The 814-nt window shown below is 52.5% G+C and carries 2 protein-coding genes; one reads left to right on the forward strand and one right to left on the reverse strand.

What is annotated here, in order from left to right:
* Positions 1 to 142: cold-shock protein (locus AC1DLB_RS31190; protein ID WP_477786426.1), on the forward strand; the 142-nt coding region annotated here is incomplete at its 5' end.
* Between the two features lie 150 nt (positions 143 to 292).
* On the opposite strand, the gene AC1DLB_RS31195 is transcribed toward AC1DLB_RS31190, so the two are convergent.
* Positions 293 to 814: DUF481 domain-containing protein (locus tag AC1DLB_RS31195; protein ID WP_477786425.1), on the reverse strand; the 522-nt coding region annotated here is incomplete at its 5' end.

Genomic DNA, 814 nt, shown 5'->3' on the forward strand with positions numbered 1-814 from the left:
ACAATCCGGTGACGACCTGTTCGTTCACTTCAAAGCTATCCAATCCGACGGCTTCAAAAGCCTGAAAGAAGGCCAACAGGTTTCTTTCATCGCTACCCGCGGTCAGAAAGGCATGCAAGCTGAAGAAGTTCAAGTTATCTAACTTGTACTTGCTTTAGTAAAAGGCCCCGCCCTTAAAAGCGGGGCTTTTTTGTGCCTGTGTGTTTTGTGAGGCAACAAAAAATCGCACCCTTCGGCGGCACCCACAAGTGTGGAGCTGCCGAAGACTGCGATCTTTTGATCTTCCAGCGTGTTACCAGGCCACGCCAAACCCTGCGGTATATCGGGTCTTGCTCAGGTCAGCCTCATCGCTGCCGCTGATAATGTCTCTCTCAGCCTTCAGATTCAGCGATGCCCAATCAGTGACTTTGTAGCGCAGACCGACCTCGGCATCGAGGGCGTAATCCGCGACACCCGACAAAGGCTTACCCACCTCACCCTTGGTGAAGAACTCAACCTTCTTGCCGACCAGATAACGGTTGTAGTCCCACTTCATCGCCAAGGAATAGAAATTTTCCTTGCGGCCATTGGAATACTCATAGTCGGTGTTATTCAAGAGCGACCCTAGGGAGAAGGCGCCCAGTTCGTCATCCCAGAACTGATAACCGGGGCCGGTACCGATGGTGCGCTGCCGGGACAGCTCTTCGACCTTGTCGCGCTTGTAATTCAAACGACCTTGCCAGAACCACTTATCGGTAAGGAATCGGTCCAGAGAATACTCGGCACGCCAGTTATCAGTGGTAACGACGCTATCCTGGAACTCGCGGTTGTACTC

The organism is Pseudomonas sp. 05N434 (assembly GCF_056396965.1).